The organism is Microbispora rosea (genome assembly GCF_900156315.1).
GTDB lineage: Bacteria > Actinomycetota > Actinomycetes > Streptosporangiales > Streptosporangiaceae > Microbispora > Microbispora rosea.
On the sequence record NZ_FTNI01000001.1, the window covers coordinates 70,696 to 91,433 of the forward strand.

Consider the following 20,738-nt stretch of genomic DNA (forward strand, 5'->3'; position numbering starts at 1 on the left):
CTGTAGATCACGAATCGGCTGGGTTCCCGCAGAAGCCGCAGAAGCGGTGTCCCTGACCCAGCCGCATGCCGCACTGCGTGCAGAACTTCAGCTGCGCCTGTCCCCGCGGCGGCGACGGGTTCGGCGGGTACGAGTGCCCGCGCGGCGGCGAGGGCTCCTCCGGATGCGCGTGCCCGTGCGCCGGCGACAGGTCCGCGGGGTACGAATGCCCGCCGGGCGGGGACGGATCCGCGGGCACGGGAGCCGGCGGCGGCCCCACGACGTCGGGAGAGCGGGCGGCCTCCGCCCCGAACACCCTGGTCACGGCGTACGGCGGCCAGGAGTTCTCCGGCGGCGGGTAGGACCCGGCCTCGCCCGCGAACTCCCCCTGCGCGGCGGCACCGGGTGCGGCGGCACCGGGGTCGGTCTCGCCGCCGGTGCCGGGGCGTGCGGTGCTCCTGCGGCGCAGCAGCACGACGCCCACGGCCAGCAGGGCGAGGACCGCGACGCCGCCGGCCGCCCACACGTACAACGGCACCGACGACTTGGGCGGCGTGACGGCGACCGGGCGCGCCGCCGGTTTGGCGCCGGCGTCCTCCGCGGTGCCCTGCTTGGACTGGGCGACCCGCAGATGGTCGGCCGCCACCGCGTGGTCGGGCCGCAGGTTGAGCACCTGCTGCAGCGCCGGTATCGCGCCGCTGTAGAGCTTGTTGTGGTAAGAGGCGAGCGCGTTCTCGTACACGACGTCGACCGCGCCGCGGCGGGGGGTGACCCCGGCGGCGACCAGCGCGCTGCGGATGTCGTCGGCGGGGGTGATCGTCGCCGGTTCGCCGCCGCCCCCGGAGACGAACCCGACGACCTCGCTCTTGCCGTCGTCGATGAGGGCCGCGCCGGGCGCGCCCTCGTCCAGCAGCTTGGCGACCTTGTCGCGCTCCTTGAAGGTCCGGCTGCCCGGCGGGTCGAGGTGCGCGGTGTCGAGCTTGGGCGGGGTCTTCGCCGAGGGCCTGCCCGGGAGCGACATGACGTCGAGCGACTCGACCGCCCCGCCGATCGTCGTGCCCAGCGGAACGGTCGGCAGCGACTGCTTCTCGCCGCCCTTGGTGACCTTCAGCACGGCCGGGGACGCGGGGGAGGTCCCGGCGGTCAGGATCTGCGCGGGCAGGCCCCCGGGCGGCGGCGGGTCGAGGTAGGGGTAGACGCTGACGTTGGTCGTGACGTCGGCGATGCAGGTCGAGTCGGTCTGCTGCGGCGGATAGCACGCCTGGAGCCGCCGGTCGAGGTCGACGTCGTCCAGGGAGTGCCGCTTGAAGTCGGCCGGGATCTTCACCTTGAAGTATTCGGCGAACACCCGGTTGGCGGCGTACACCCGGGGATCCTCGGCGGCCTGCACGACCTGGGTCGCGGTGACGACCACGCCGTCGGGCGTGACCGTGAAGCCGCTGCCCTTCGCCAGGTCGACGTCGTAGTCCCGGGCCAACTGCTTGATCACGCCACGGTCGTCGAGCAGCGTGATGCGGACATGCGAGGAGGACTCCACGCGTACCGCGCCAGGGGTGACCCGGTCGGTGGAACCGCTGGGGTGCGGGTGGAGCAAGGGCGCCGCGAGCGCCGACAGCGCGCCCAGCCCCGCGATAAGGGAGTGCAGGCGGGGCATCTGCTTCTCCTATGCCTGTTCGGAACGCCTCAAGCGTCTCAGCGCGGACAGTGCTCGACAAGGTGGGTTTCGTGACCGACACCCACTTGATACAGCGCGATGATCGCGCCGTCGCTTGACGATTACTTGCAGGCCGATTGCGGGAGGTCTGTTCCCTGATGCGCGCTCTGCCGTCAAGGATTACTCTGCGCGCATGCGCTTGTCCCCCCTCCGCTCGGTTCCCCGCGTCGACCTCCTGATCGGCCTCGCGATCATCGCGCTGGGCACCCTTGAGGCGTTCACGGACGCCATGGACTACGGAGCGGCCCGCAATCCCGAGCTGTGGTGGGTCGGGCAGGCGCTGGTCACCGGCGTCCTGGTCTGGTATCGCCGCAGGGCTCCGGTGGCGGTCTTCATCCTCATGATCCTCGCGCAGTACGCCTGGCACCGGCAGGGCAACGAGTCATGCCCGGTCTGGCAGCTCGCCGCGCTGCTCATCGTCTTCCACACGATCGGCGCCCACCTGTCGGTCAGGCACGGCGGCGCCTGGGCTTTCGCGGGCATCCTGATCTTCGACTCGGGGGCCGTCGACCACCGGTTCCTGCCGTTCCAGGAGGTCGTCTACCTCACCGTCATGTTCGGCTCGGCGTACGCCACGGGACTGGCCCTGCACGGCTACCTCCTGCGGGCGCACCGGATGAGCGAACGGGCGGCGCGGCTGGAGTCGGAGCGGGAACGCCGGGCCGCCGAGGCCGTCGCCGCCGAGCGCAACCGGATCGCCAGGGAACTGCACGACGTGGTGGCCCACAGCGTGAGCATGATGGTCATGCAGGCCGGGGTGCTGCGCCGGCGGATGGGCGCGGCGCAGGAAGACGGCCCCTCTCAGGAGGCCGAGATGCTCAGCGGCATCGAGCAGGCGGGCCGGGAGGCGGTCGAGGAGCTGCGGATCATGCTCGGCGCCCTGCGGATGCCGCAGGACGAGGCGCTGCCCCAGCCGGGGCTCGACATGGTGCCCAACCTCATCTCGACCGTCGGGTCCTCCGGGCTGCGCGCCACGCTGCGGGTCGAGGGCGACGCCGTACGGCTCGCGCCCGGTCTCGATCTGTCGGCCTACCGGATCGTGCAGGAGGCCCTCACCAACGCGGTCAAGTACGCCGGGGACGCCGACGTGCGCATCCGGATCGCCTACCACCCCGAACGGCTGGAACTCGAGATCATTGATGACGGCGGGGGCGCCGGACCGGCGCTGTCCACCGGCAACGGGCTCATCGGCATGCGGGAGCGGGCCGAGCTGTTCGGCGGCTCCCTGGACGCCGGGCCGCTGCCGGAGGGCGGTTACCGCGTCCGCGCGACGCTGCCGATCTCCCAGGGAGTGCCGATGAGCGAGGCCACGAATTGACCGTCCGCATCGTCCTCGCCGACGACCAGGCGATGATCCGGGCCGGCCTGCGCATGGTGGTCGAGAGCGAGCCCGGCATGGAGATCGTGGGCGAGGCCGCCGACGGCGCCGAGGCGGTCGCCCTGGCCCGCCGGGTGCAGCCCGACGTCGTGCTCATGGACATCTCGATGCCGCGCATGGACGGGCTCACCGCGGCCAGGCAGCTGCTCGCCGCGCCACGGCCGCCCAAGGTCATCATGCTGACGACGTTCGACACCGACGAGAACCTGTACGCCGCGCTGCGCGCGGGCACCAGCGGCTTCCTGCTGAAGGTGTCGCCGCCGGAGCAGCTCGTGGAGGCCATCAGGGTCGTCGCCGCGGGTGACGGCCTGCTCGACCCCGCCGTCACCACCCGGGTGATCGCCTCCTTCGCGGGCCGGCACGAGCCGGTCCGGCCGCCGCAGCTCGCCGAGCTCACCCCGCGCGAACTGGAGGTGCTGCGGATGCTCGCCCGGGGCCTCACCAACGCCGAGATCGCCAAGGAGCTCTTCGTCGGCGAGGCCACGGTCAAGACCCACGTCGCCCGCGTGCTCATGAAGCTGAACCTGCGCGACCGCGCTCAGGCGGTCGTGTTCGCGTACGAGTCGGGCGTGGTGACGCCGGGGTCGGCGCTCGGGTAGTACGACGCCCAATCGGCGTTCGTCATGCGCAGCACCTTGAGGCCGAGGTAGCCCATGGCGATGACGGGGGCGCCCCAGAACGGGATCGTCAGCGGGCTGTACGGCACCGCGATGGCGCCCAGGTAGCCCACGGCGACGACGGCCGAAACCCACCAGTGGACGAAGCCGGCGCGCCAGACGGCCAGCAGGAGCAGCGGCAGGCCGATCATGCCGAGGTAGATCCACGGCAGCGTGAACCCGAAGATGACGCCGGGCAGGTTGAACACCTCGTCGAACATCTTCTGGCCCTGCTCGACCGGGTAGTGCTGCCCGAACCACCACTCCACGGGGTCCATGAGGAGCAGCGCCGAGACGCTGATGTAGCCGATGATCGTCATGCCACCGGCGATGTGCCCGAAGACGACGGCCTTCCTGCGCACCAGGTGCAGCAGGCCGAAGGCCGCGATCGGGACGAGCACCCAGCTCCAGTGGTAGAGCAGCGACTCCAGCTGGGCCAGGGCGGGGTTGTCGCCGTAGCTGACCATCTCGCGGTCGTCGCCCCACGTGCCGGGATCGACGAGGAGCGCGACGAACTGCAGCAGCGGCGCGACGAACAGCAGGACTCCGGTGACGGAGCGCCGGAAGGCCACCGAGTCGGACATTTTGAACATCGATCTTTCCCTTCGGGTCTTTCTCCCTACGGCCGGTGACGGTAGGTGAGCGACCCCCGGGGACTCGTCCGCCGCTCGGATGATGGCTCCTCATCCGCTAGAGCGACTTATCGCTGCAAGGCCGGATATGTGTATATTTTCCGGAAGACGGCTCACAGTACGGGAGATTTTTCATGACGGCTTTCCCGGCGGTCTTGTTCGACGAGGCGCACAGCGAGGCGTGGACGATCCGGCGGGAGGTCGCCGAGTCCATGAATCCCGCCCACCCCGACGACAACAGCTATGCGGAGGCCGCCGGGGCGCTGCGGCGGCTCGGCCACACGGTGCGCGCGCATACCGAGGGCCCGATCACCCCGGCCGTGCTGGACGGGTGTGACGTCTTCGTGGTCGCGCACCCCTCGGCCGGGCGCTGGGAGCGCACCACCGGGGTCGGCAGCCCCGTCTTCTCCGCCGAGGAGATCGACGCGCTCGAGGCGTATGTCGCGGGCGGCGGCGGGCTGATCGTGCTGGCCGAGCACGAGCAGGAGAAGTACGGCAGCAACCTGGGCGAGCTGCTCGCCCGGTTCGGGGTGACGGTCGAGCACACGACCGTGCAGGACCCCGGCAACTGCCACAACACCGTGGCCACCTGGGTCCTCGGCGTGCCCACCGCGCAGGCCGTGACCGCGCAGGCCGTGACCGGGCCGGGCGGCGTGGCCCAGGACCTGCTGGCCGAGGTCGGGCGTGCCTGCTTCTACCGCGCGGGCACGCTCGGCGCGCCGGCCGAGGCGAGCGTCCTGTTCACGACCTCCGGGGCCGCCGATCCCGCGGGCGCCCCGCTCGTCGCCGCCGTACGGCGCGGCAGGGGCCGGGTGGTCGTCCTGGCCGACTCCGACCTGTTCGGCGACGACTCGATCCGCGACTACGACCACGAGAAGCTGTGGGGCAACCTGGTCACCTGGGCCGCCCGGGTGCCCGAGGCGTCCGGCGCCGCCCGCGCGTCCCGCCCCGAGGTGGCGGAGGAGTTCGGCCGGCTGAAGGCCGCCGTGGAGCGGCTGCGCCCGCTCCAGGCCAAGGACGGCTCGGTCACCGGCGACCACGACGAGGCCGTGGCGTGCATCAGCGAGATCGTCGACGGCGTCGCCCGGCTCGCGCCGCACTTCCCGCACGACGCCGAGTATCTCGACGCAGTGATGAAGGACTTCCGCGCGTGGGTGGCCGCCGGCCTCGGCAAACCCGACTTCCTCGACTCGCTGAACCTCTTCCACCCCGACGCCCAGCGGATCGACGGCCTGGAGCACCTGGTCGTCTTCCCGATGTACACCCAGAACGGCAACCCCGACCGCAACGTCGAGGCGGTCTGGATCAGGGTGGTGTGGCCCGACTGGCTGGCCGAGCTGGAGGCGGGCGGCTACGACAACCCGATGTTCGTGCCGATCACCTTCGTCGACTTCACCTCCGGCTACGACACCAACTCGGCCGTGCTGTTCCCCGAGACCGTGGTCGTGCGCCAGACCCCGCCGCGCTTCACCTGGGGCGGCATCTTCTGCGACCGCGAGGCCGCCCGGTTCCGCCGGGTCAGCGAGGCCGCCGCGGCCACGCTGAAGCTGGAGCTGCCGCCGGACGCCGCCCGGCTGCTGGCGTCCCAGGACCTCGCCCAGGACACGTTCGTGCTCTGGGACCTCGTCCACGACCGCACGCACAGCCACGGCGACCTGCCGTTCGACCCGTTCATGATCAAGCAGCGCATGCCGTACTGGCTCTACAGCCTGGAGGAGCTGCGCTGCGACCTCACGGCGTACGGCGAGGCCGTGAAGCTGGAGGCCGCGGGCGTGCCGCACGCGCGGTACGTGCAGTACGCCATCCTGTTCGACCGGCTGTTCCGCTTCCCGATCACCGGCGAGCGGGTGCGCAACTACGACGGGCTCGGCGGCCAGCTGCTGTTCGCCTACCTGCACCGGCAGGGCATCGTGCGGTGGACCGACAACCGGCTCACGATCGACTGGTCGCGGGTCGCCGACGGCGTCGCCGACCTGCGCGGCGAGGTGGAGAAGCTCTACCGCGACGGCATCGACCGGTCCAAGCGGGCCCACTGGCTCGCCGCGCACGAGCTGGTCGCGACGTACGTCGAGCCCGACCCGGCCTCGGTCTGGAAGCAGGGCGTCCAGGCGCTGCCCGCGGAGCAGAAGGCCATGGTCGACGCCGTGCTGCCCGACGAGTTCCCCCTGAGCATGTTCTACGAGGCCCTGCGCCGTAAGCTCACCGAGGTGGTGGAGTCGACCCGGGGCATCCGGGCGTGAGCGCGAACCACGTGGGTGAGATCGGGAGGGGCGTGCGATGAGCAGGGTGATCGTGGTCACGGGGGCGGGCGGTCCGGCAGGCCGTGCCGTCGTCGGGAGGTTCACCGAGCTGGGGGACACGGTCATCGGCGTGGACAAGTCCGGCGCGGAGGGCTGCCTGGCCGTCGACCTGCTCGACCGGGACGCCGTACGCGGCCTGGCCGGGCGGGTGCGGGCCGAGCACGGGCGGGTGGACGGCGTCGTCCACCTGGTCGGCGGCTGGCGCGGGTCGAAGACCTTCGCCGACACCTCGCTCGACGACTGGGACCTGCTGCACGACCTGCTGATCAGGACCCTGCAGAACGTGTCGCTGGAGTTCGAGCCGCTGCTGCGGGAGAGCGGGAACGGCCGTTTCGCGATCGTGTCGGCCCGGGCCGCCCAGAAGCCGACGCAGGGCGGCGCGGCGTACGCGGCCGCGAAGGCCGCCGCGGAGGCGTGGACGCTGTCGCTGGCCGACGCGCTGAAGGACACATCCGCCGCCGCGGTGGTCCTGGTGGTCAACGCGTTGGTGCACGATGAGATGAGGGCCGCGAACCCGGACAAGCCGTATCGGACCTTCACCGATGTGAAGGACCTGGCGGCGGCGGTCGCGGGCCTGTGGGACGAGGAGCCGGCTGCGGTCAACGGCCGCAGGATCGACCTCGTGCCCTGATCTACGCTGCTGATCCGGACCCGCGGCCGGCCTGAACGGGCCGGTCGGGGGCCCGAAACCGCGATGGGGAGACATCTCGTGACAACCGATGCCGTACGCCGGCACGACCCGGCGAGCAGGACGTTCGCCAGTGACAACTACGCGGGGGTGCACCCCGAGGTCCTGGAGGCGATCGCCCTCGCCAACGGGGGACACCAGGTCTCCTACGGCGACGACGTCTACACCGAGGCGGTCTGGGGCGTCTTCCGCAGGCACTTCGGCGAGCAGGCCGAGGTGTTCCCCGTGTTCAACGGCACGGCGGCCAACGTCGTGTCGCTGCGCTCCATGTGTGCCCACTGGGAGGCCGTGGTCTGCCCGGAGACCGCGCACATCAACACCGACGAGGGCGGCGCCCCCGAGGTCACCGGCAGGCTGAAGCTGCTGACCGTGCCGACCCCCGACGGCAAGCTCACGCCGGATCTGATCGACCGGCAGGCGTGGGGGTTCGGCGACGTGCACCATGCGCAGCCCCGGGCCGTGTCGATCTCCAACACGACCGAGCTGGGCACGGTCTACACCCCGGCCGAGATCAAGGCGGTCTGCGACCACGCCCACGAGCTGGGGATGGTCGTCCACCTCGACGGGTCGCGGATCACCAACGCCGCCGCCGCCCTGGACGTGCCGCTGCGCGCGCTGACCACGGACGCGGGGGTCGACGTGGTGTCGTTCGGCGGCACCAAGATCGGCCTGCTGCTGGGCGAGGCCGTCGTCGTGCTGAACCCGGAGGCGTCGCGGGGCCTGCCCTACCTGCGCAAGACGAGCATGCAGCTCGCCTCGAAGATGCGCTTCGTGTCGGTGCAGTTCGAGGCCCTGCTCGGGGGCGACCTGTGGCTGCGCAACGCCCGCCAGGCCAACGCGATGGCCCGGCGGCTCGCGGACGCCGTACGGGACCTGCCCGGGGTGAGCGTGCCGCGCCCGGTCGAGGCCAACGCGGTCTTCGCGGTCCTGCCGGTCGACGTGGCCGACCGGCTGCGCAAGCGGTTCCGGTTCTACAACTGGAAGGAGCAGATGGGCGGGGGCGTGGTCGAGGTGCGGTGGATGTGCGCCTTCGACACCACCGAGGCCGACGTGGACGCGTTCGCCGCGGCGCTGGCCGAGGAACTGCGCGCCTCGTAGTGCTCGGTCAGGTCGGCCTCTTGATCCTTCGGCCCGCCGCGATCAGCGGGCCGAAGGGCCGGCCTACCCGCGGGCCTGCTGTTGGACGGCCGCCGCGAGCGCGTGGTGACGCAGGGATCGATCGTCAGCGCGGCGCAAGGATGCGCAGTTGCAGCATCGCCGCGAACCGCTGCTCCGGATCGTCGAGGTCGATCTCGCCCACCTCGGCGACGCGCCTGAGCCGGTAGCGCAGTGTGTTGGCGTGGATGAACAGCGCGTTGGCCGCCTTGCCCACATCACCGAGGGCGTCCAGCCAGGCGTCCAGCGATTCGACGAGCCCGGCGTTGTGCCGCTCGTCGTACTCCATCAGACGGGCGATCGCGCCGCCCGGTCGCTCGTCGCGCGCCGCGGCGAGGTCGCGCAGCTCCAGGACCAGGGCGAGCGTCTGAACGTCGTCGAGCCGGGCCACCCGCAGGTTGGTGTGGCCCTCTCGCATCACCCTGAGCACCCGGTCGGCCTGGGCCCTTCCCTGGACGATCCCGCTGATGTCCGATCCCGCGGAGGCGACCGCCACGAACGCGCGGAGGCTCCCACCGACCCGCTCCACGAAGTCGGCGGCGAGCCGGGCGGCCCGCTGTTCCGGGCTGCCCGTCGAGACGACCACGGGCAGCAGGCCGTACACCGTGCCGCCGACGGCCGCCACCGCGGACGACGGCACCGTCACCGACAGATGCACCGACAGCGCGTCCGCGAGCCGTTCGAGCAGGGCGGCCCTGCTCTGGTCCGCCCCGGAGTGATCGTCGTCGGGCGGCAGGCCCGCGCTCACGATGACGAGACGGCGGCCGGAAAGGCCGAGCCGCGCGAGCGCGTCCCGCGCCCCGGCACCCCCCTCCAGGACGGTTCCGACGAGGTCGGTGCGCAGCCTCCGCTGGACGTCGGCACCGGCGCGGATCCGCAGCAGATGCAGCGCGACCAGCTTCGACGCGTCGAGCAGAGCCTCCGTACGCTCGTCGTCGACGTCGCCGTCCATGGCGGCCCAGATCGAGCCGAGCACCTCGTCGCCGGCGCGTACCGCGATGGCGACGCGTTGCACCGTGATCCCGTCGTAGCCCAGATCCTGTGGCTTGACGACGACCGGCCACTGGAAGCGGTAGAGGTCCCGGAAGACGCCCAGTTCCGTCAGCCGCGTGGCGTACCGCTCGGGCACCTGCCGGCCGATGACCGTCTCCACCCGGGAGGGGTCCGCCTCGTCCTGGCGCCCGGAGAAGGCGAGCACACGGGAGTTGCGGTCCTCGATGGTGATGGGGGCGTCGAGGAGCGCGGCCACGGCGTTCGCCACGGCGAAGAGGTCGCCGGACGGGAGACCCCCGAGCGACTCGTGCCCGATGACTCCGATGTCTCCTTCGGCGAGCACCGAGCGGATGAGCGCGGTGAGCTGCGCCCACGTGGCGCCCCGGCGCAGTCCGATCAGGGCCACGCCGCTCGCGAGGACCGCCTCCCGCACCTCGGGGGTCACGGCGACCGGGGCCCGGACGACGAGGCCCACCGTGTCATGGCCACCGAGCGAGCGGAGCAGCCCGCCCAGCGTGCCACCGGCCGGGTCGACTCCGACGCCTAGCACGAGCGAGCGCGGCGGGAGCACGGGTTCGTCGAGCGGGTCGAAGATGACGAGTCCGCTGATCTCTCCCGGGTGGTCGACGTCGCCGATGACCAGTTCGAGCAGCGTGGTACCGAGGTCGTCCAGCACACGACCGAGGCTGGCACGCGGACGCCGGCTCACGCCGGGAAGTATAGGCGGCCGGGCCCGCGTGTGATCCGATCGGCCGATGATCAGAAGGGGATCCATTCGGCCGACGTCGTCACCGCGTCCAGCACCTCCGGGATGGGGGTGACACCCAGCCCGGGGCCGGCGGGCACCGCGATGTGACCGTCCGCCATCACGATCGGCTCGGTGATGTCCGTCTGGTAGAAGCGGTCAGAGGCCGAGATGTCCCCCGGCAGGGTGAATCCGGGCAGGGCGGCCAGGGCGACGTTGGCCGCCCGGCCGATGCCCGTCTCCAGCATGCCCCCGCACCAGACCGCGAGTCCGTGAGCCGCGGCCAGGTCGTGGATCCTCCGGGCCTCCAGGTACCCGCCGACGCGACCGGGCTTGATGTTGACGATCTGGCAGGCGTCGAGTGCGATCGCCGCGGCGGCGGTCTGCGCGGAGACGATGGACTCGTCGAGACAGATCGGCGTCGCCATCTGCCGGGCCAGCGCGGCGTGCCCGAGAACGTCCTCTTCTTCCAGCGGCTGCTCGATCAGGAGCAGGTCGAACTCGTCGAGCTTCGCGAGGTGGCGCGCGTCGCGAAGCGTGTAGGCCGTGTTGGCGTCGACCTGAAGCGGCACGTCCGCGCCGAAGCGCTCGCGCACGGCGGCCACCGGGACCAGGTCCCACCCCGGTTCGATCTTCAACTTGATGCGTACGTACCCCGCGTCCAGAAACCCCTGGACGACCGTCAGCAACTGCGGGACCGAGTCGTAGATGCCGACCGACACACCGCTGGGGACCCGGTCGGCGACGGCGCCGAGCTCACGACCGAACGAGCGGCCGAGCCCCCGGAGTTCCGCGTCGAGGATCGCCATCTCCACGGCGGCCTTGGCCATGCGCTGTCCCTTGAACGGATGCAGCAGGCCGGCCACGGCGGCCGCACCCGAGCGCGCGATCGCGGCCTGCCCCTCGGGAGACGCCAGCTTCGGCAGGAGGAAGCGTCGCAGCACGTCCACCTGCGAGTCGACGTACTCGCTCGAGTAGAGCGGGTCGGCGAGCGCCACACATTCCCCCCAGCCCTCGGCGTCGTCCGTCACGGCCTTGAGCAGGAGGATGTCGCGCTTGGTCTGCGTGCCGAACGAGGTGCGGAACGGTGATACGAGCGGCATCGAGACACGCCGAAGTTCGATTCCGCGCAGCTTCATGACGTTTCTCCATGGGGTCGGGGGAGCTCGACGAGGTAGCCGAGGGTGAAGTCGAAGTCGACGACGCGACCGCCGGAGGCCATCAGCGGCTCCAGCTCGCCGCGGAGCCGGCGGCGCCAGGCCCCGGCGGCGGCCGCGTCGCCGGCACGGAGGGCCTCGATATCGGCCGGAGCCGCCACCCTCCTGCTCGACGGGCCGCCGGCCGGGCGTTTGTACGGTGCTCCCGAGCAGGCGGCGAGGACACGCGGCGAGAGCAGTTCCCAATGGACCAGAAGCCGGTCGGTGTCGTCGCCGCCGTTGATCGCGTCGTGCATCGCGCCGTAGAAGTTGGGCAGGTACTCAACCGGGAGCGCCCCCAGTTTGACGATGTTGAAGTAGGCGTTGCGGCCGACCAGCGGATCGAAGGTCCACTCGATCGTGCCGATGCCGCGCGCGAGTGCCCACGCGCGCTGGTGCAGCTTGAGCGCCGTCCCGACGCCGCGGCCGGCCAGCCCCGGCGCCACCCCCGCGATATGGCTGTGCAGGGTGCGTGCCGCCGGCTCCGCGTGGAAGCCGATGCAGACGCCGATGAGCCGGTCTCCGTCATAGGCGCCGACGACGTAGTTGCCCGCCATCGTCAGCGCACGGAGGAACTCGACGGTGATCAACGGGTTCTCCGGCCGGCCCCAGATCCCGACGAGCAGGTCGATCACGGCGTGGGCCTCGTCGAGGTCCCGGACTTCCCGGATCACCACTCCTGCCTTCGCCGCCCATCTCGCCGCCTGGTCCGCCGCCACGTCGAGGGAGGAAGCCTCGATGCTCACGCCTCGCCCTCCAGCGGTTCGGCGGCAGGCTCGCGAACCGGCATCGTGCGAACGAGCAGCCTGCCGGCGACGACATGTTCGTGGCCGGCGTGGGCGCCGCACCGATCCGAGGAGGGCGGCTCGCACTCGACGAGCTCCCGGAGATCGGTCAGGATCGCGTCTGGGCTGAGGGAGCCATGCGAAGTCCCGGGCACGGTCAGCCGAGCTTCTTCGGGGTCGCGCGAGCGCCGTAGTGGACGTACTCCTCGCCGGTGGGCAGCGAGTAGAACCGCACCGGCGCCCACGACTCCATGCCCTCGGGACGGACGGCGTACACGTCCCGCTCGACCGGGATCATCTCGTAGGTCTCGACGGGAATGTCCTCGATCTCGGCCAGGGGGCCCATCACCGTGACGCGCAGGACCGGCTTGCCTTCGTCCTCGAGCACCTCCATGCGCACCGACTCGCGCTCGTACGTGCCGGCGTACGGCGCCACGTCGGCCGTCACCGGCTCGGCGGGCGGCTCGAACGGCTCGGGCAGCTTCACACCGGTGAGCTCGTTGAAGATCTCGTCGTAGAGGTTGACGTAGAGGTCGCGCGTGTGGCCGCCGTTGGTGGTGAGCGCGACCGCGACGCCGGCTTCCGGCAGGATGCGCAGGAACGCCGCCTGGCCGACCGTGTTGCCGTCGTGCCCGTGGGCCCGGTGGCCTCGCCAGTCGCACCGGAACCAGCCCAGGCCCCACGAGTCGCCGAGCAGGTGCTTCTCGGGGCAGTCGGTCTGGTAGGCCGACATCGCCGCGACGCTCTCCTCCGACAGCACGCGGGTGCCGTCGGCGGCGAGCCCGCCGGTCATGTGCATCCGGGCGAAGGCGAGCACGTCGGTGACGGTCGCCGTGATCAGGCCGGCCGGACCGACCGCGCGGGGCAGTCCCCCCCACACCGGCGCGACCACCGGCTCCTCACCACCCTTGATGTGGCCCATCGCGTGGGCGAAGACCATGGCCTCCTCGGGAAGGGTCGTGGTGTGGGTGAGGCCGAGCGGGGAGAAGAGCCTCTCCCTGATCGCCTGGTCCCAGGTCTGGCCGGTGACGACCTCGATGATCCGGCCGAGCACCGAATATCCCGCGTTGCAGTACGACCAGGTGGCGCCGACCGGATGGTTCTGCGCGGAGTCGGCCAGCAGCGCGACGTACTTCTCCAGCGCGTCGTCACCCCGGCCGGTGTCGGTGAACAGATCGCCGTCGATGCCGCTGGTGTGGGTGAGCAGGTGCCAGACGGTCACGGCCGCGGTGGTCTCCGGCTCCCGCAGCCGGAACTCCGGAAGGATCTCCATGACCGGGGTGTCGAGGGCGAACCTGCCCTCGTCCACGAGCTGCATGACGACGGTCGCTGTCCACACCTTGGAGATCGAGCCGATCTGCCACACCGAGTCCGTGGTGGCCGGCTGGCCGGTGCCGGCGTGCAGCACGCCTGTGGCGGCGGTGACGAGTTCGTCGTCGCCGCCGTCGGCGCCGAGCCGGAGAATGCCCAGCTGGGCGCCCGGAACGCCATGCTTGGCGGCGAGCTCGTCGAGCCGGCTCTGCCAGTGCGGCTGGTCGATGGTGGTGGTCACGTGTGCTCCTTCGGGGTGGGGGAGAGGACGTCGTGCCTGTTTCCCGCGGACGCCCGGTGCGCGGCGCCGGGAACGGCGGTGAGGAGATGGCGGGTGTACTCGTGCTGGGGCGAGCCGAGCACCTGCGTGGTGGGGCCGTGCTCGACGATCTCTCCGTCGTACATCACCGCCACGCGGTCGGCGACGTACCGGACGACCGCCAGGTTGTGGGAGATGAACAGCAGGGACAGATCCAGTTCCCGCCGCATCTCACGGACGAGGTTGAGCACGGCGCCCTGCACGGAGACGTCGAGCGCCGAGGTGATCTCGTCGGCGAGGATCACCTCGGGCCGGGCGGCCAGGGCGCGGGCCAGCGCGACCCGCTGGCGCTGGCCGCCGGAGAGCCGGCCCGGGCGGTCGTCGGCGCGTGCCGCGTCCAGATGGACCAGCGCGAGGAGACGCGCGATCTCCGCGCGCCGAGCCTGTTTGCCGAGGCGCTCCCGCATGGCCTCGGCGATGCTCTCGCCCACGGTCATGCGCGGGTCGAGCGAGGAGTACGGATCCTGGAAGACCATCTGCACGGGGCGCTCGCGCCCGCGGGTCGGCACCGGCCGATCGTCGAGCAGGATCCGGCCGCCCGTCAGGGGCGCCAGGCCGACGGCGGCCCGGGCCAGGGTCGACTTCCCCGACCCCGACTCGCCGACGAGGCCGACGATCTCGCCCTGGGCGATGTCGAGGCTGACGCCCTTCAGCACGGTGTGCGAGCCGTAGCAGACGGAGACGTCACGGAAGCTGAGGACGCTCATGCCACCCCCTCGCCTGACGGCTCGGGGTCGCATTCGCGAATCGCACTGTGTCTACTGATTCGCTCGCTCCGCTCGCTCATGCCACCCCCTCGTCTGGACGGCTCGGGGTCGCATTCGCGAATCGCACTGTGTCTACTGATTCGCTCGCTCCGCTCGCTCATGCGGTCACCTCCGCGGTGTCGGTGGGAAGCGCCTGCCCGGCCTTGTGGCACGCGACGCGGTTGCCCGCCGCGTCGGCCTGGAGCCGGGGCTCGGCCGCGCGGCAGTGGTCGTCGGCGAGCGGGCAGCGGGCCGCGAAGGCGCAGCCGGGCGGAACCCGGGAGGGATCGATCGGCAACCCGGGAATGACGGCGAGCGGCTTGGTCAGGTCGGTCTCCATGTCCGGCACGGCCGCGACGAGCGCCCGCGTGTACGGGTGCCGGGCGAGCGTCCGAAGGTCCTGCGCCGGAAGTTCCTCGACGATGCGGCCGGCGTACATCACCAGCACCCGGTCGCACACGTCCGTCACGACCGAGACGTCGTGGCTGATGAGCAGGAGGGCGGCGCCGGTGTCGCGGCGCACCTCGGTGAGGAGTTCGAGGACCTGTCGCTGCACGGTGACATCGAGAGCGGTGGTCGGCTCATCGGCGATGATGAGCCGCGGGGTCCCCATGAGGCCCATGCCGATCATCGCCCGCTGGCGCATTCCCCCGGAGAACTCGAAGGGGTACTGCCTCGCGCGCCGCTCGGGCTCGCGGACCTTGACCGCACGCAGGCGATCGACCGCACGGGCGAAGGCCGCCCTACGGCTCAGGCCCTGGTGAAAGCGGCTCACCTCGGCCAGTTGCGGACCGACCCGGTGAACCGGGTTGAAGGACGTCATGGGGTCCTGGAAGACGACGGCCAGCGACGTGCCGAGGCGCTTGCGCCGGGACTCGGGATCGCCGGCGGCCATGAGGTCTTCTCCTCCGAAGACCAGGTGATTCGCCTCGACACGCGTCGGCTCCTCGATGAGCTGGGCCAGGGCCAGCGCCGTCATGGACTTGCCCGAGCCGGACTCGCCGACGACACCGACGGCTTCGCCGTCCCGGATGGCGAAGGTGACGCCCCGCACCGCCCGGATCGGGTTCCGGGCGGCGGGAATCGTCACCCGCAGGTCTTCCACCGACAGGACCGTGCCGGCGTCGGCGGACGCCGTCGTGGCCCCTGAACCGCGGATCTTGCCGGGGGTGTTCCGGACCTGGCGCGGCCGCACCACGCCGGGGATCACGTCGATGCCGAAGGCGGCCGCGAAGGCCTCGCCCGTGAGGTTGAACGCGAGGCCCGCGAGGATGACGGCGATGCCCGGCCCGAGCGCGGCGAGGGGGTGGACGTAGATGCCGTTGAGCCCGTCCTGCATGAGCTTGCCCCAGTCGTAGGACGGAGCTTGCACGCCCAGCCCCAGGAACGAGAGCCCGGCGAACGTGAGCAGCGCCCCGCCGGCGGCCATCGTCGCGTTGACGATGAGCGGCTGGGCGATGTTCGGCAGCGCGTGGCGCAGCAGGATGCGCAATCTGCTCACGCCCGCGATGCGGGCCGCGGCGATGTAGTCCCGCTCCGAGATGCCGGCGATGAGCGTGTGACACAGCCGGGCGAACGCGGGCGCTCCGGCCAGGCCCACCGCGAGCGCCGCCCCTCGCGCGCCCACGCCGAAGATGACGGCGAAGAACAGGACGAGCAACAGGCCGGGGAAGGCCACCAGCACGTTGACGGCTCCCATGACGAGCCGGCCCGCGCGCCGCCCGACCAGCAGGGGCGCGGCGCCCAGAACGATGCCCAGCACCATGCTGATCGCCGTCGCCGCGAGTGCCAGCGCGATCGAGAGCCTGGTGGCCACCAGCACCCGGAAGAAGAGGTCCCGGCCGAGGTTGTCGGTGCCGATCCAGTGGCCGGCCGAGGGCCCGGCGAGCAGGTTTCCCGTGTCGACGACCGTGGCTCGTCCGTCCCACAGGACCGGTCCGAACACGGCGACCAGCAGGACGAGGACGAGGAGGCCGAATCCGACCAGGCCGACGGGCCTGAGCAGGACGCGTGCCGCGCGCATCTCAGCTGTCTCCGATCGCCGAACGGGGGTCGAGCAGCGCGAGCACCACGTCGACGAGGGTGTTGATCAAGAGGACTCCGACTCCGTAGACGAGCACGGTGCCCTGCACCAGCGGATAGTCCTTCGTAGTGATCGAGGAGACGATCGTGGAGCCGAGACCGGGCCAGGCGAACACGTTCTCCACCAGGACCGTTCCGGCCACGAGCGAGCTCAGCAGCAGACCGCCGAGCGTCAGCGTCGCCGTGACCGCGTTGGGCAGGGCGTGCAGGAGATGGATCCGCACCGGGGTCAGCCGCTTGGCCCGCGCCGTGCGGATGTAGTCGGCCTCCATCACCGCGAGCATCTCCACGCGGACGATGCGCGACAGGACCGCGGCGGGACCGATCGCCAGCGCGAGCACCGGAAGCACATAGGAATCGAGGCCGTCGCGACCCGCCACAGGGAAGAGGTGGGTCTGCACCGCGAGCAGGTAGACGAGCCCCACGCCGAACAGGAAGTCGGGGATCGCGCCGAGCACGATGTTGGTCCCCGTGAACGCGAGCTCCGTGCGCCGTCTCCTGCCCCGGCGGGTGAGCACCGCCATCACGACGCCCAGGGGCACCGCGATGAGCATCGAGAGGACGAAGGCGGCCACGGCCAGCTGGGCCGTCGCGGGCAGCCGCTGCGCGATCGTCTCGCTCACGGGAAGGCGGCTGGTGATCGAGGTGCCCAGCTCCCCGTGGAACAGGTGCACCAGGTAGTCGGCGTACTGCCGCCAGAGCGGGTCGAGCAGACCGAGCTCCCGCGTACGTGCCAGCACCAGGTCCGCGGGCGCGGTCGGCCCGAGCGCGGCCCGCACCGGATCACCCGGGATCAGATGAATCATCAGGAACGAGGCGGTCACCAGGATCCAGAGCGACAGCGACAGGCGTCCCGCCCGCCGGACGGCGAAGCGGAACCACCTGTGCGCCCACAGGCCGCCCAGCCAGCCGGGGAGGCCGCGCGGGACTGTCGCCGACGTCGATTCGCTCATCGTCAGCCGAGCATCCGGATGCTCGTCGGGACGATGCTGCCGATGACGTCGAGCGTCGCTCCCTTGAGGAAGGTCGGGATCGGGCTGTTGGCGAACGGCACCATGTCAGCGGCCTTGTAGAGCGCCTGCTCCGCGGCGAACCAGTCCTTGCACCCCTCGGCGCCGTTGGCCTTCATCGCCTTGGTGGCGGCGGCGAGGTAGTCGGGGTTGTCGATGGCGGAGAAGTTCGTGCCCTTCGGGGCCGCGGGGCCGGAGACGAACGGCATGACCTGGTCAGGGGTGCTGACGGCGAGCGGCAGCCAGACGATGTCCCAGGCGCCGGTGCCGAAGACCACGCCGGAGGCCTCGGTCTGGGTCTGCTGCGTGGCCTTGACCTCGATGCCGACCGCCTTCCAGGCCGCCACCGCGAGCTCGGCGGCGGCGCCCCCGCCGGTCCCGAGCGAGTTGGGGTAGATGAGGGTGAGCGAGAGCTTCTTCCCGTCCTTGACGCGGATGCCGTCCGGGCCCTTCGCCCAACCGGCGGCGTCGAGGGCGGCCCCGGCGGCGGCGGCGTCGAAGGAGGGCACGTTGCCGGTCACCGCGTCACCGGTGCAGGCGGCCGGCGGAAGGGCGGCCAGCTGGGTCGCGGGCAGGCCCTTGCCGGAGGTCAGGGCGACCTGGAGCTGCTTGAGATCGACCCCCTGGGTCAGCGCCATCCGCACCGCGGGGTCGGCGGTGGCGTGACCGTCCGCGTGGTTGTACCACTGCTCACCGATGACCGCCTGCGTGTCGGCGGACTTCAGGCCCGCCTTGGCGAGGCGGTCGGCGTCGGGGCCGACGATCTGGACGGCGTTGATGGTGCCGGCGAGCAGCTCGTTGGCGGAGGTGGTCTCGTTCGCGACGACCTTGAAGATCACCCTGGCCGGCATCCCGGTCTCGGCCGTGGTGGCGCCGCCGGGTCCCCACGTGTAGCCCTTGCGGACCTCGTAGGTGTAGTGGTCGGACGGAACCGCCTCGGTGAGGACGTACGGGCCGGTGCCGCTCACCCCGGCCTTGAGGCTTGCACGGTTCTTCATGCCGCCGTCGCACACCATCGGCAGGCTCGCGAACGAGTTCAGCACGAACGGAGCCGGCGCGGCCAGCTTGACGGTGACGGTCGAGCCCGAGGCCGTGGCGGTCGCGCCGGCGGGGATGAAGACGCCCAGGAACGGGCTCTTGTTGTCCGGGTTCTCCACGTACGTGATGTTGTCGACCACCGTCTGCGCCGTGAACGGTGTGCCGTCCGAGCAGGTGACGCCGTCCTTGATCGTGAAGGTGACCGTGGTGCCCTCGACGGTCCACGACTTGGCCAGCTGCGGAAGGATCGTGCCGTCCTTGCCGGTGGCCACGAGGTTGTCGTAGGCGAACTGGGTCATGCCGTACAGGGTGCTCACCACCGAGCCCTGTGGGTCGAGGGCGCCCGGGTCCGAGGAGACGTCGATGGTGAAGGTCTTGCCGTCGGCGTAGCCGGCGGCACTTGGCGCGGCGGAGTCGGACCCGTCGCCACCGCAGGCGGTGAGACCGGCCGAGCCGGTCAGCGCCAGGGCGAGCGCCGTGAGAGCCCTCGTACGGATGGGAGTCATGTGGTTCCTTTTCCGGGGGGTGGGCCGGAGCCGATCCGAGCTCTCAGGCGCGGGCGACCACACGGCCGTAGTGGATGTACTTTGCGAGGCCGGCGTCGTCGCGTCCGATGAAGGCGAAGATGGGGTGGATGCCCTGGGCCGACTCAAGGGAGATCAGAGAGTCGCCCTCGAAGTGCACCAGTCGAGTGCGCATGGGCTTCTCGCCGATCTCGGCGATGATGTCCTTGGGCACCCGGTCGAGCCAGATCGCTCCGTCGGCGTCCTGGCTGACGGTGAAGTCGTAGATCGTGTCCGAGTAGCGGCCCAGGTACGGCGTCGGGTCGATCGTCTCCGGCTCGGCCGGCGGCACCGGATGACCCGGCAGGGTGATGCCGGTGAGCTCCTTGAGCAGGTGCGCCAGCACGTCGGTGAAGACACCGAAGAAGCCGCCGCCGTTGGTCAGCAGCGCGATCGCGACGCCGTGCTCCGGCACGAACCGGAGGAAGGCCGCCTGGCCGATGGTCCCGCCGTCGTGGCCGATGACGGCGTGGCCGTCGTGCTCCTCCATTTCCCAGCCCAGGCCCCACGAGCCGCCCATGCCGGTGAGCCGGGGCACTTTCACCTGCGGCTGCTGCATGGAGGTGACGGTGCCGGGCGTGAGTATGACGGAGCCGTCGGGCGCCGTACCGCCCGCCATGTGCATGGCGATGAAGCCGAGCAGGTCGCGCGGGGTCATGGCGAGCATCGCGCCGGCGGGGGCGTTGGACCTCGCGAGCGCCCAGGTCGGTGCGGCCGCGATCGTGCCGTCGGGGCCGGGCACGTGGCCGACGGCGGTCCGGTGGAGGATCGCCTCGTACGGGCTCGGACAGACGTGGGTGAGCCCGAGCGGGGTGGCCAGGCGCTCGATCAGCACCTGGTCGAAGGGTCTGCCGCGCAACACCTCGACCAGGCGGCCGAGCACCACGAAGCCGGTGTTGTTGTAGGAGAAGACCTCGCCCGGCGGGTAGAGCTGCGGGATGTCGTGAATCGAGGCGAGGTACTTCTCGATGGCGTCCTCGCCGCGGCCGGTGTCGGTGAAGACGTCGCCCTCGAAGCCCGCGACGTGGCACAGCAGCTGGCGGGTGGTGATCGTGGCGGACGCGGCCTCGTCGCCGACGGTGAACTCCGGCAGGTAGGTGCGCAGCGGAGCGTCGAGGTCGACCAGGCCGTCGTCGACCAGCTGCATGACCAGGGCGCTGGTCCACAGCTTGGTGATCGACCCGATCTGGAAGACCGAGTCGGTGGTCGCCTCGACTCCGGTGGCCATGCTGAGGACACCTGCGGCCGAGGTGAGCACCTGCCCCTGGGTGAGCACCGCGATCGAGGCGCCCGGCACCTCGTGCTCGGCCACGAGCCGGGCGAAGTTCTCGTCAAGCCAACGCTGCACGCTCTCCGGCGACATCATGCCGCTGAGGCTAGAGGCCGAGCATGCCGCCGTACTCGGCCGATCGGACAACCAAAATCGCCTGCGATTGTCCGATCGGACA

16 protein-coding genes are annotated in these 20,738 nt (G+C 71.2%); 5 read left to right on the forward strand and 11 right to left on the reverse strand.

Annotated elements, in window-relative coordinates:
- Positions 1–7: 7 nt before the first annotated feature.
- Complete coding sequence (locus tag BXA11_RS00365) at positions 8–1,633, reverse strand: zinc ribbon domain-containing protein (protein ID WP_076431794.1); 1,626 nt, start codon at positions 1,631–1,633, stop codon at positions 8–10.
- Positions 1,634–1,826: 193 nt separating this feature from the next.
- On the opposite strand from BXA11_RS00365, the gene BXA11_RS00370 reads away from it, so the two are divergent.
- Together BXA11_RS00370 and BXA11_RS00375 are read left to right on the forward strand one after the other, a co-directional pair.
- Positions 1,827–3,011 carry a sensor histidine kinase gene (locus BXA11_RS00370; protein WP_051761766.1) on the forward strand — a complete coding sequence of 395 codons (1,185 nt, stop codon included), beginning with the start codon at positions 1,827–1,829 and terminating at the stop codon, positions 3,009–3,011.
- Positions 3,008–3,670, forward strand: coding sequence for a response regulator (locus BXA11_RS00375; RefSeq protein WP_076431797.1), 663 nt, complete (start codon positions 3,008–3,010; stop codon positions 3,668–3,670). The genes BXA11_RS00370 and BXA11_RS00375 overlap by 4 nt, the downstream gene beginning before the upstream one ends.
- On the opposite strand, the gene BXA11_RS00380 is transcribed toward BXA11_RS00375, so the two are convergent.
- On the reverse strand, positions 3,610–4,320 hold the full coding sequence (locus BXA11_RS00380) for a hypothetical protein (RefSeq protein WP_076431800.1): 711 nt from the start codon (positions 4,318–4,320) through the stop codon (positions 3,610–3,612). The two genes, BXA11_RS00375 and BXA11_RS00380, sit on opposite strands and share 61 nt — an antisense overlap.
- 173 nt (positions 4,321–4,493) lie before the next feature.
- Here BXA11_RS00380 and BXA11_RS00385 point away from each other — a divergent pair, with 173 nt between their 5' ends.
- The 3 genes from BXA11_RS00385 to BXA11_RS00395 all read left to right on the forward strand — a co-directional run bounded on the left by BXA11_RS00385 (position 4,494) and on the right by BXA11_RS00395 (position 8,445).
- Positions 4,494–6,599 carry a DUF6421 family protein gene (locus BXA11_RS00385; RefSeq protein ID WP_076431802.1) on the forward strand — a complete coding sequence of 702 codons (2,106 nt, stop codon included), beginning with the start codon at positions 4,494–4,496 and terminating at the stop codon, positions 6,597–6,599.
- 37 nt (positions 6,600–6,636) lie between these two features.
- Entirely contained in the window at positions 6,637–7,290 is a 654-nt protein-coding gene (locus BXA11_RS00390; protein ID WP_030508247.1) for an SDR family NAD(P)-dependent oxidoreductase, read from the forward strand.
- A 63-nt stretch (positions 7,291–7,353) separates the two neighbouring features.
- Entirely contained in the window at positions 7,354–8,445 is a 1,092-nt protein-coding gene (locus BXA11_RS00395) for a threonine aldolase family protein (protein WP_076431804.1), read from the forward strand.
- A 124-nt stretch (positions 8,446–8,569) separates the two neighbouring features.
- Here BXA11_RS00395 and BXA11_RS00400 read toward each other — a convergent pair whose 3' ends face one another.
- From BXA11_RS00400 to BXA11_RS00445, 9 genes are all read right to left on the reverse strand, one after another.
- Complete coding sequence (locus tag BXA11_RS00400; RefSeq protein ID WP_204053469.1) at positions 8,570–10,204, reverse strand: PucR family transcriptional regulator; 1,635 nt, start codon at positions 10,202–10,204, stop codon at positions 8,570–8,572.
- Positions 10,205–10,254: 50 nt separating this feature from the next.
- A complete protein-coding gene (menC, locus tag BXA11_RS00405) occupies positions 10,255–11,379 on the reverse strand; it encodes an o-succinylbenzoate synthase (RefSeq protein ID WP_076431807.1) in 1,125 nt (374 codons plus the stop codon).
- A complete protein-coding gene (locus BXA11_RS00410; RefSeq protein WP_143734026.1) occupies positions 11,376–12,182 on the reverse strand; it encodes a GNAT family N-acetyltransferase in 807 nt (268 codons plus the stop codon). Before BXA11_RS00410 ends, menC begins: the two co-directional genes overlap by 4 nt.
- Before the next feature lie 196 nt (positions 12,183–12,378).
- Entirely contained in the window at positions 12,379–13,773 is a 1,395-nt protein-coding gene (locus BXA11_RS00420) for a serine hydrolase domain-containing protein (RefSeq protein ID WP_076431813.1), read from the reverse strand.
- The gene (locus tag BXA11_RS00425) at positions 13,770–14,558 is read right to left on the reverse strand and encodes an ABC transporter ATP-binding protein (protein ID WP_076431816.1); all 789 of its coding nucleotides are present in this window, start codon (positions 14,556–14,558) and stop codon (positions 13,770–13,772) included. The genes BXA11_RS00420 and BXA11_RS00425 overlap by 4 nt, the downstream gene beginning before the upstream one ends.
- 157 nt (positions 14,559–14,715) lie before the next feature.
- Positions 14,716–16,620, reverse strand: coding sequence for a dipeptide/oligopeptide/nickel ABC transporter permease/ATP-binding protein (locus tag BXA11_RS00430; RefSeq protein WP_076431819.1), 1,905 nt, complete (start codon positions 16,618–16,620; stop codon positions 14,716–14,718).
- A 1-nt stretch (position 16,621) separates the two neighbouring features.
- Positions 16,622–17,632: an ABC transporter permease gene (locus BXA11_RS00435; RefSeq protein WP_083743851.1), complete on the reverse strand. Its 1,011-nt coding sequence runs from the start codon at positions 17,630–17,632 to the stop codon at positions 16,622–16,624.
- A gap of 2 nt (positions 17,633–17,634) precedes the next feature.
- Positions 17,635–19,233, reverse strand: a complete 1,599-nt coding sequence (locus BXA11_RS00440) for an ABC transporter substrate-binding protein (protein WP_076431821.1) — start codon at positions 19,231–19,233, stop codon at positions 17,635–17,637.
- 43 nt (positions 19,234–19,276) lie between these two features.
- Entirely contained in the window at positions 19,277–20,656 is a 1,380-nt protein-coding gene (locus BXA11_RS00445; RefSeq protein WP_076431823.1) for a serine hydrolase domain-containing protein, read from the reverse strand.
- Positions 20,657–20,738 lie beyond the last annotated feature (82 nt).

Bases quoted from the DNA above. Each gene is read 5' to 3' on its own strand.
- BXA11_RS00365 (WP_076431794.1), bottom strand. From the start codon at position 1,633: ATGCCCCGCCTGCACTCCCTTATCGCGGGGCTGGGCGCGCTGTCGGCG.
- BXA11_RS00370 (WP_051761766.1), top strand. From the start codon at position 1,827: ATGCGCTTGTCCCCCCTCCGCTCGGTTCCCCGCGTCGACCTCCTGATC.
- BXA11_RS00380 (WP_076431800.1), bottom strand. From the start codon at position 4,320: ATGTTCAAAATGTCCGACTCGGTGGCCTTCCGGCGCTCCGTCACCGGA.
- BXA11_RS00385 (WP_076431802.1), top strand. From the start codon at position 4,494: ATGACGGCTTTCCCGGCGGTCTTGTTCGACGAGGCGCACAGCGAGGCG.
- BXA11_RS00390 (WP_030508247.1), top strand. From the start codon at position 6,637: ATGAGCAGGGTGATCGTGGTCACGGGGGCGGGCGGTCCGGCAGGCCGT.
- BXA11_RS00395 (WP_076431804.1), top strand. From the start codon at position 7,354: ATGGGGAGACATCTCGTGACAACCGATGCCGTACGCCGGCACGACCCG.
- menC (WP_076431807.1), bottom strand. From the start codon at position 11,379: ATGAAGCTGCGCGGAATCGAACTTCGGCGTGTCTCGATGCCGCTCGTA.
- BXA11_RS00425 (WP_076431816.1), bottom strand. From the start codon at position 14,558: ATGAGCGTCCTCAGCTTCCGTGACGTCTCCGTCTGCTACGGCTCGCAC.
- BXA11_RS00430 (WP_076431819.1), bottom strand. From the start codon at position 16,620: ATGCGCGCGGCACGCGTCCTGCTCAGGCCCGTCGGCCTGGTCGGATTC.
- BXA11_RS00435 (WP_083743851.1), bottom strand. From the start codon at position 17,632: ATGAGCGAATCGACGTCGGCGACAGTCCCGCGCGGCCTCCCCGGCTGG.
- BXA11_RS00440 (WP_076431821.1), bottom strand. From the start codon at position 19,233: ATGACTCCCATCCGTACGAGGGCTCTCACGGCGCTCGCCCTGGCGCTG.
- BXA11_RS00445 (WP_076431823.1), bottom strand. From the start codon at position 20,656: ATGATGTCGCCGGAGAGCGTGCAGCGTTGGCTTGACGAGAACTTCGCC.